This window comes from Lacticaseibacillus salsurae (assembly GCF_045862175.1).
GTDB lineage: Bacteria > Bacillota > Bacilli > Lactobacillales > Lactobacillaceae > Lacticaseibacillus > Lacticaseibacillus salsurae.
On sequence record NZ_BAAFZI010000033.1, the window covers coordinates 20,195 to 28,027 of the forward strand.

The 7,833-nt window shown below is 48.2% G+C and carries 8 protein-coding genes and 1 pseudogene; 6 read left to right on the top strand and 3 right to left on the bottom strand.

All coding sequences use genetic code 11. The features are described from left to right. Nucleotide 1 precedes the first annotated feature (1 nt). From ACKTSG_RS09755 to ACKTSG_RS09775, 5 genes are all read left to right on the top strand, one after another. Nucleotides 2-442, top strand: a complete 441-nt coding sequence (locus ACKTSG_RS09755) for an ATP-binding protein (protein WP_407894271.1) — start codon at nucleotides 2-4, stop codon at nucleotides 440-442. A gap of 464 nt (nucleotides 443-906) precedes the next feature. Continuing rightward, the gene (locus tag ACKTSG_RS09760; RefSeq protein ID WP_407894273.1) at nucleotides 907-1,110 is read left to right on the top strand and encodes a hypothetical protein; all 204 of its coding nucleotides are present in this window, start codon (nucleotides 907-909) and stop codon (nucleotides 1,108-1,110) included. A gap of 65 nt (nucleotides 1,111-1,175) precedes the next feature. Beyond that, nucleotides 1,176-1,826: a helix-turn-helix domain-containing protein gene (locus ACKTSG_RS09765; RefSeq protein ID WP_407894275.1), complete on the top strand. Its 651-nt coding sequence runs from the start codon at nucleotides 1,176-1,178 to the stop codon at nucleotides 1,824-1,826. Between the two features lie 140 nt (nucleotides 1,827-1,966). Continuing rightward, nucleotides 1,967-2,497, top strand: coding sequence for a helix-turn-helix domain-containing protein (locus tag ACKTSG_RS09770; RefSeq protein WP_407894277.1), 531 nt, complete (start codon nucleotides 1,967-1,969; stop codon nucleotides 2,495-2,497). A 55-nt stretch (nucleotides 2,498-2,552) separates the two neighbouring features. Beyond that, nucleotides 2,553-2,924, top strand: coding sequence for a hypothetical protein (locus tag ACKTSG_RS09775; protein WP_407894279.1), 372 nt, complete (start codon nucleotides 2,553-2,555; stop codon nucleotides 2,922-2,924). Nucleotides 2,925-3,842: 918 nt separating this feature from the next. Here the strand turns inward: ACKTSG_RS09775 and msrA are convergent. Together msrA and msrB are read right to left on the bottom strand one after the other, a co-directional pair. Further along, entirely contained in the window at nucleotides 3,843-4,364 is a 522-nt protein-coding gene (gene msrA / locus ACKTSG_RS09780) for a peptide-methionine (S)-S-oxide reductase MsrA (RefSeq protein ID WP_407894281.1), read from the bottom strand. After that, a pseudogene (gene msrB, locus ACKTSG_RS09785) lies at nucleotides 4,364-4,801 on the bottom strand (peptide-methionine (R)-S-oxide reductase MsrB). Before msrB ends, msrA begins: the two are co-directional and overlap by 1 nt. 564 nt (nucleotides 4,802-5,365) lie before the next feature. Between msrB and ACKTSG_RS09790 the strand changes: the two are divergent. After that, entirely contained in the window at nucleotides 5,366-5,779 is a 414-nt protein-coding gene (locus ACKTSG_RS09790) for a pyridoxamine 5'-phosphate oxidase family protein (RefSeq protein ID WP_407894283.1), read from the top strand. 63 nt (nucleotides 5,780-5,842) lie between these two features. Here the strand turns inward: ACKTSG_RS09790 and ACKTSG_RS09795 are convergent, their stop codons facing one another. Next, nucleotides 5,843-7,660, bottom strand: a complete 1,818-nt coding sequence (locus ACKTSG_RS09795; protein WP_407894285.1) for a diguanylate cyclase domain-containing protein — start codon at nucleotides 7,658-7,660, stop codon at nucleotides 5,843-5,845. Nucleotides 7,661-7,833 lie beyond the last annotated feature (173 nt).

The window sequence follows — 7,833 nt, forward strand, 5'->3', positions numbered from 1 at the left end:
GTTGGAAGAAATTGAAGATGGGCTGACTGCTGTTCGAAATCCAACTTTGATTCATATTCTGGACAAGATGAACTATATTGAAAACTATGGTACTGGAATTCGGCGGATGTATCGTGCCTATCAGGATAGCTCTAAAACGTTAACGTTTGAAGTGCGCGAGAACTCGTTTAAGGTGATCTTACCCAATCAAAATTATCAGGTATCAGTTGTTTCTGAAGAAGATGATGAGCACAAGACGCCAGCAGCCGTCTCATCCAATCAAGCAATGATTTTAGAAACACTCAAGCAAGCAAGTCAACCGTTAAGACGTGTAGAAATTCAAGATCACACTAAACTTACGCGTGATCAAGTGATGTATGCACTGCATCAGTTGGCAAGCAGTCAACAAATTGAAATTGTCGGGGCCTCGGTCAATACGAAATATCGCATTCATAAGTCGTGAAGGAAAAGCGAGGGAAAAGCGTAGGAGATTTTCCTACGCTTTTCCCTCGCTAATTGAAACACGATTTGTGTATAATCGCATGAAGAGCCGATACGCAAGTCCTTATCACAAGTGATGCGGTTAAAGGTGTGGCAGCTATCGTCGTCATTTGGAATGAAGCTGTTGAAGCCGAAAACGTTGGTTAAATAACACCGAGTCAGTGGCGGTGTATGTTGTTTCAGGTTCACTGCTGGTGAGACGAATACGTCCGTCGCATAAGTGGTATGGGTAATGAACCTTGGCATGACGTAGCTTAAACAAACAGAGTATTCATCACAGATGCAACCGCATCAATATAAATGATAGCAATTTCAAGCACGCGATATGTGACGAAATTGTTCGTTGTTTTGTAGGTTTTCAGTTGTTACTATCAGCATTAGTAATGGCCCGATGATGGTGCATGGGGATGCGAAAAGGGTGAACAAATGAAATTCATTGGTCGGGGGTTCGCAGTGCTTTTGTTGTCAGCACTGATTGCAGTGATTTTGCCGGCAGGCTACTTCTTGATCGACTTCTTTATCCTACGAGCACCTTTAGCAGATGACAGACAGAGCTTTCTAATTGGATTTGGCCTGTTTTTTGTGGTCACGCTTGTTCAGATGATTCGAATGGCAGTAAAGAAGGATTAAGTGACGATGCTAGAGAAACTAGCGTGACGTCATCATAGTCGAGACGTACGCTTAGGAGGTCAACCATGTTTGAGCAAACATTACGTCAAACCAGGCAACAACGCGGTATGACACAGCAACAACTGGCGGAGCGGCTGTTTGTCTCTAGGCAAACCGTATCCAGTTGGGAAACTGGCCGAAACCTCCCTAACCTTGAGACGCTGGCTGGACTTGCTGAATTGTTGGACGTCTCGACGGACTACTTGTTGGGGCGACGGACCAATGACGTCGAGAAGCAAAAGTTGGCCTGCTTGCCAACGGCGGTGGCGATTGCCGTCACTATCCGGTTGGTGATTTCGACAACTGCTGAGATGTTGGTATTGTCCGATGCCATGATTGTTAGCTTACTGGTCATATTTGGCTGTGAACACAAGCCGATTAAGCAGCGATACACCCAAATGGCCTCGTTTACGGTCGGTTTGCTGATGGTTGCTTTCGCATGGGGACAAATCTTTGGAATGGATGTTGGCAATCAGCTAGCCTATGTCGTCATTGGCGCTTTGTTGACGAGCGAATCCGCGTGGCTGTTTTGCCAAGATCGATTCCGTTTGAGGAGTGGTCTCTTGAAAAATAAAGCTTGGTGGATCACCAATGTTGTACTGGGTGCGCTCGTTATTGGCGTGTTGCTAGTTGAACTATTGGTTTTTCTAGTGGCAAAGCAAATAAGTCGTCATTGATATTTCCCGGGAAATGAAGCTATCTTGCTGAAATCATAGTAAGACGCTTTTTTTGCAACTCACAGTTGCGAAGATGCACCTGTTGTTTGGTGGTGCCATGGCGGGTCATCTGGCACAATAAGGGCAAGGAGGTGGCGATGATGTTTAAGGATAACCTGGTTGCATTGAGGAAGAAGGCCGGCGTGTCACAAGAGCAGTTGGCCAATGAGTTGGGGATCAGCAGGCAGTCGGTATCTAAGTACGAATTAGGTACTGCTGAGCCAGATCTAACTCGCTTGCATCTCTTGAAGGAATTCTTTGGCGTTTCGTATGATGCGTTACTTGGTGATGACGGTGAGGTCGGGGCGAAGGTAGCAAACGCTGCTAGTGGTTGGATAACGATCCAGTCGGCAGTTGATGGTGCGGTTGCACAGTTAGGCAGTTTTCGCGTTGCAACGACCAGCGGTTTTGGGCACAAGAAAGCGCAAGCGGCAATATTAGGATATTCTGCAACGGCAGGCAGTCTTTTTGGCAAGGAGACGTTTTTGCTAGGGTATTACGCGACTAAACAAGATGCAGATAAAGAAATAGCCGCGATCCAGGTCGCAATTCAGCAAGGGGTAGCAACATACCGACTAAAGTATTGCCTACAAAACGTTAAAGCTGGATTGTTTGGTGTGTCCATTGAGTAATGTGCTTGCTTAATATTTGGCTACTGCGCCATCTTAAAACAGGAGGATATCAATCATGTCCAATCTAATGCGAGAATACCATATCAAACTCGCTGATTCTGAAAGCGAAGAAAATTTGCGTGCCGTTCTATTTGGTTATGATCGCCTGATCGATGACTTATTCGCCAAAATCAAAGAATTAGAGCCGAGTTTTGATACGCCTTCTTGGTATATCAAACATTTCCAGCTCTCGCATGATCAAGATGGCGAGATTTTTATGCACATGTATCAAAGTGACGGGGCAGTACATGATAATGCAGTTTGGTTGCAAGCGTGGTTTGCGCACAACGTTTATGAAGTGCCTTTTGAGATGGCGGAACGGATGACGCGGTCATATTTGCAAATGATCCGCGACGCGAAGAATTATAAGCACCCAGAACACCCCTGAAGTTTATGGGGATTGGTATGTTTCGTTTAGGAAACGCGCACGCTATCATTGGTATAGAAAAAGGCCAGCTCCCTTAGAGCTTGGATGATGTGCATAGGCATCACCTCGCAATGGATCGGATTTACCAACCGTTTTCAGCTTTCTGTCTGAATAGTGTCTCATGACAGGGTCGTTGAACATGGTATACAGGTTTTGGCTTATTGAAGAGTAGGTGGCAAACCGCGAGAAGAATCGATATGCAAGTCCGTATGACAAGTGATGGGGTTCGTGCTTAGGTGATCAGGCTGTTAGAATGTCAGGACACACAAAAGGGCCTTCGCGATTGCGAAGGTCCTTGATCATTGGGGCCAACAGCTGAAAACTAGTCGTCGACTTGGCCAATTTGTTCAATCAGATAGTTCTCCATACCAAGCTTTTTCATCAAGCCACAGCTTGTGCTCGGCTTCTTCGATAATGAAGTCATTAACCATCTTGTGAGTAGTATAGTCATCGGCAAATATTTGGGCGATACGGTCTAAGGCACCTGCGTTTTCGCCAATGAGGCTCTTGTAAGTAAACTCGAGTTATTCCTTGATATCTGCGAAGATCGGTAATGCTCCAGCTGCCGGTTTGGGGGTGTAGCCAAGTTCGGCTAAGCGCTTAACAATCGTCTGCGAATCTTGAAAATCTTCCATGGCTTCGTTGGCTAATAGGTCAGCAAGCTTCCCGTCGCCACGCTTACGATCTAATTCGGCATGAATGACACCTTGTTGCGCGGTTTCAAATCATGTTTATGGTAAGCTTTCTAACGCTTTCAAGCCCGTTTCGTTCAAAAGAATACCTCCGATTAGTCTGCGTGTTGAGATCCCCTCAATTATAATAAAACTATATTCTGCTAATCATTCGTCGTCAATTGCCGGGATTCAGATTGCCAGAGGGTTAACCTTGCCAGTGGGTGTGCTTGAACTGCTCGCGGCCACCGAGTTCTTCCAAGGCGAATCGAGCTGGCTGTTTGCGGTAGAAGTCTTGGTGATAGTCTTCTGCTGGGTAGAAGGGTTTGGCGGGCTCAATGCTAGTAACAATCGGCTCTTTAAAGCGGCCACTGGCGGCCAGCTTTGCTTTGGAGGCTTCAGCCACTTGCTTTTCAGTTTCTGTTTGGTAGTAGATCACTGGCCGGTAACTGTCGCCGCGATCTTGGAACTGACCCATGGCATCGGTAGGATCGGTTTGTTGCCAGTAGATCTCGACTAGTTGCGCATAGCTGATCACAGCGGGATCATAAGTGATTTCGACCGCTTCGGTGTGGCCGGTCAAGTGGCTGGCCACTTGCTCATAGGTCGGGTTTGCGACATGGCCGCCGGTGTAACCCGAAACGACGCGAATGATCCCAGGTTGCTGATCGAAAGGCTTGACCATGCACCAAAAACATCCCCCAGCAAATACTGCGGAAGCTTTTGCCATTATTTTTCCCCCTCAAACAAGGCAAGGTATTGCCCATAGCCTTGAGCCTCGAGCTGACTTTGCGGCACGAACCGCAAAGCGGCACCGTTGATGCAGTAACGAAGCCCGCCACGATCTTGCGGACCATCGGTGAAGACGTGCCCCAAGTGCGAGTCAGCTTCTTTGCTACGGACTTCGGTGCGTTCCATCAGCAGGCGGTGGTCTCATTTTTCAGTCAACTTGGCGATAGGTTTAGTGAAAGACGGCCAGCCACAGCCAGCATCGTATTTATCTTGCGACGAAAAAAGTGGCTCACCAGACACAATGTCAACGTAAATTCCTGGTTCGTAAAAGTCATCCAAGTCACTGGAAAAGGGTCTTTCAGTGGCGGCTTTTTGGGTCACGGCATATTGCTGCTTGGTCAGTTTCTGGCGTAATGCGGCATCATTTTTTTCCATATCGACAACCTCGGTTTCTTGCTGACTTAGATTGAAATCACAAATGACCTGATGGTGTTGCGATCGATCGCTTAAGTTTGGGCTAATTGGCACGGCCGCACACGACCGATCAAGGTAGCTTCGGTTCATCAGCCTCTTCATGTTAGTCGTGTGCGATCGAATTCAGTTTAGTCCAAAAACTAGCGTTGTGCAAGCCAATTGTGCGTAATTGGTCAACCGAGCAGTGCGACGGCGGGCGATAAAAGCCGTTTGTTTCGAAAACCTCACGCCAAATCGTGCCACTTTGGTAGTTTTTGGGAAATGGGACACGACCAATATCAATATTGGCGCAAACATCGACGCAAAGGCGCTTGGTCATTGCGTTTTGACGCAATCGTCGAATTGGCTGGACCGCGCCAATTTAAAAATTTGTCCTGTGTCGTTTTCTCAAAAACCGGTGCGTCGCACGATTTTTCAGCGGCGAAGCACGATTGCCGACCTTGTATTCCCAGCGGTTACCGCTTACACTTTGTTTAGACGAACATCGATTGCTCGTTTGAGAGAAATCAAACTGGAGGGATTCTTTTGGCAACTAAAACGGATCTAGAACGAATCGTCAATGCATCATCACAAATCGCCGTCGCGACGTTAACTGAAGATGGCACTGCGCCTGATGTGCGCATCGTGTTAGGGGTTTACGACGCCGAAAACGATTTGGTATTGTTCATGTCCAGTGGCAAAGCAGAAAAAGCCGCCGAGATCGCCGCGCACAAGCAAGCGGCTTTTGCCACACCACAATTTGGTCAAAACGACGTGATGCGCGTGCGCAAAGCGACAGTGACGAAGATCACGCCAACCCAAGCACAGCAGACATTGTATACCACTAAGTATCCGCAAACTGCTAAATACGCGGCGCATTCGGACTTCTTTGCTTTGGCTTTTGACCAAGCAGAAGTGACGATCGCAGGCACTGCCAGCACCGTTGATATGGCTGATTGAGCGCGTCATCAAGACGCAAAAACCGGCAAGTGACGCTGATCCGCGTTGCTTGCCGGTTTTTGTTTAGTGTTGATCGGTTGGTAAGGTCGGTTTGCCAAAGTAGTAACCTTGATAATACTGGATCCCCAAGCTGGCCGCGAAGTCCAAGTCTTCTTGGGTTTCGATGCCTTCTAAAATAAATTCGATCTTAGCTTTTTTGGCAGTATTGGCCCAAAAGGTCACACGTTCGTGGATCCGCGCAGTGGTTTCGTGCTTGCGCAGATTTTGCATGGCGAATTTGACGCCATCGATATAAGGCAAGACTTTTTGCACCAGTTCGTAAGAGTTGTCTGATCCCACATCATCGATGAATACACAAATGCCAGCGCTACGGTAGATCGCTGTGATCCGCCGCACCGTGGCTAAGTCAGGCACGGTGGTGATCTCAACGACCAGCTGTTCTGGCCCATAAGTGGCATTGGCAAACCCAGCCAAGGCGTTGGCGATATTGGTATCAGCAAATTGGCCAGGCGTCAAGTTGATGTTGACGCGCTTAAGGCTACTGTTGGCCAATACTTGCGTGATCAAGGCCACTTGCTTGTCGACATGGATATCAAAACGCTCCGGCAAATGCCAGTGTTCGCCGTCTTGTTGCCGTAATAGTAATTCTGCGCCCCAAGTTTTGGTGTCGGAAGCTGATGAGTGCACGATCGGCTGCGCAAAATAAGTGAGAACTGGCTCGCTGCCAGTGGCTTCAACGCCGCTGCCATACATTTGGTTGCGGCCGCGTTGCTTGCTGACACGCAAGTTATCATCAGCGCGGGCAAACGCCGAGCCGATACTGGTGTCTTCTTGTTGGGCGATGGTCAACCCAGCTGACAACGTCAAAGCAGCCGTTCCGCCAGTGACGGGAAAGCGCGTGTCGGCCACTGCTTGCAAGCAGTCAGCAACGATCGTAGCGGCTTGTTTGGTCGTCGCGCCGACAAAACCTAAGGTGAATTCTTCACCGCCAGAGCGATATAAGCGGGCATGGACATTGGCTTGTCGCACTACCGATTGAATGGTATCGGCGATCGATAACAACACCACGTTCCCAGCTAAATAACCATAACGCTGGTTAAAAGCGCTGAAGCGGTCGACGTCAATGGCGGCGACGACCATTTGTTGATGGGTGACTTGCGCCAGATCAAATAATTTGGCGATGTCGTTTTGGTTATGGGCCAATACTGACGCGGCAGTCATTTGATCATAGGCAGCCACACGCTGCATTTTGGCCGTGTTGGCATCGGCGGTGACGGTCAAACGGATATATTCTTGCACCACCAAGCCTAAGATCACGTAAGCGACCAGTTCGCGTACCCACCACCACGCGTCAAATACCCGCGGGCGAGACAGGTAAATGCCAATGATGCCAGTGACCCCCAAGGCGATCATCCCTAAATTATCCCACATTCGCCGTTGTTGCATGGTTTGACGAATCACGATCAACCCAGACAATACCGCCACCCAAACGAGATAGGCAGTGACGACTCGCCCGTCAAAAGGTTCCGCATAGCGGGTCAAATAAAACGCACAGCACAAGGCTTGGATAATGATCGTCACCCAATCACCAGTACGGACGGCGATAACGTAAAGGCTGACTAACATCAAATTCAAAAAGGCCCAATGCAGTCCAAACACATGCATTTGCGGATCGACGCGGTATTGCAAGTCTTGTAATATGTACAAGATCCACAAGTAAGCCAGTCCCGCCACCCGCACGATGCTGACGCGATGGGCGACGATAAACGGCGTCACTGCCCGGTCGTTGACCCAATACAGCAATGAAGTCATTCCTAGTGCTAAGAAAATACTAAACAGTAAGGTTGTGGTGTATGAGACACCGATCATCCAAGCAGACATGCGCTTGCCTCTTTTATGTATGAATTATAAGGTCCGTAAGAGATAAGTAGTGGCTGGTGAATAATTTGTCCAAGTTATCTGTAACAGCTCCTTAACCCGTTATCGTTGTATAATAGATGCATAGGAATTCCCGGTATTCCGTCAATCCCCATGCACTTTACACAACCCTATCG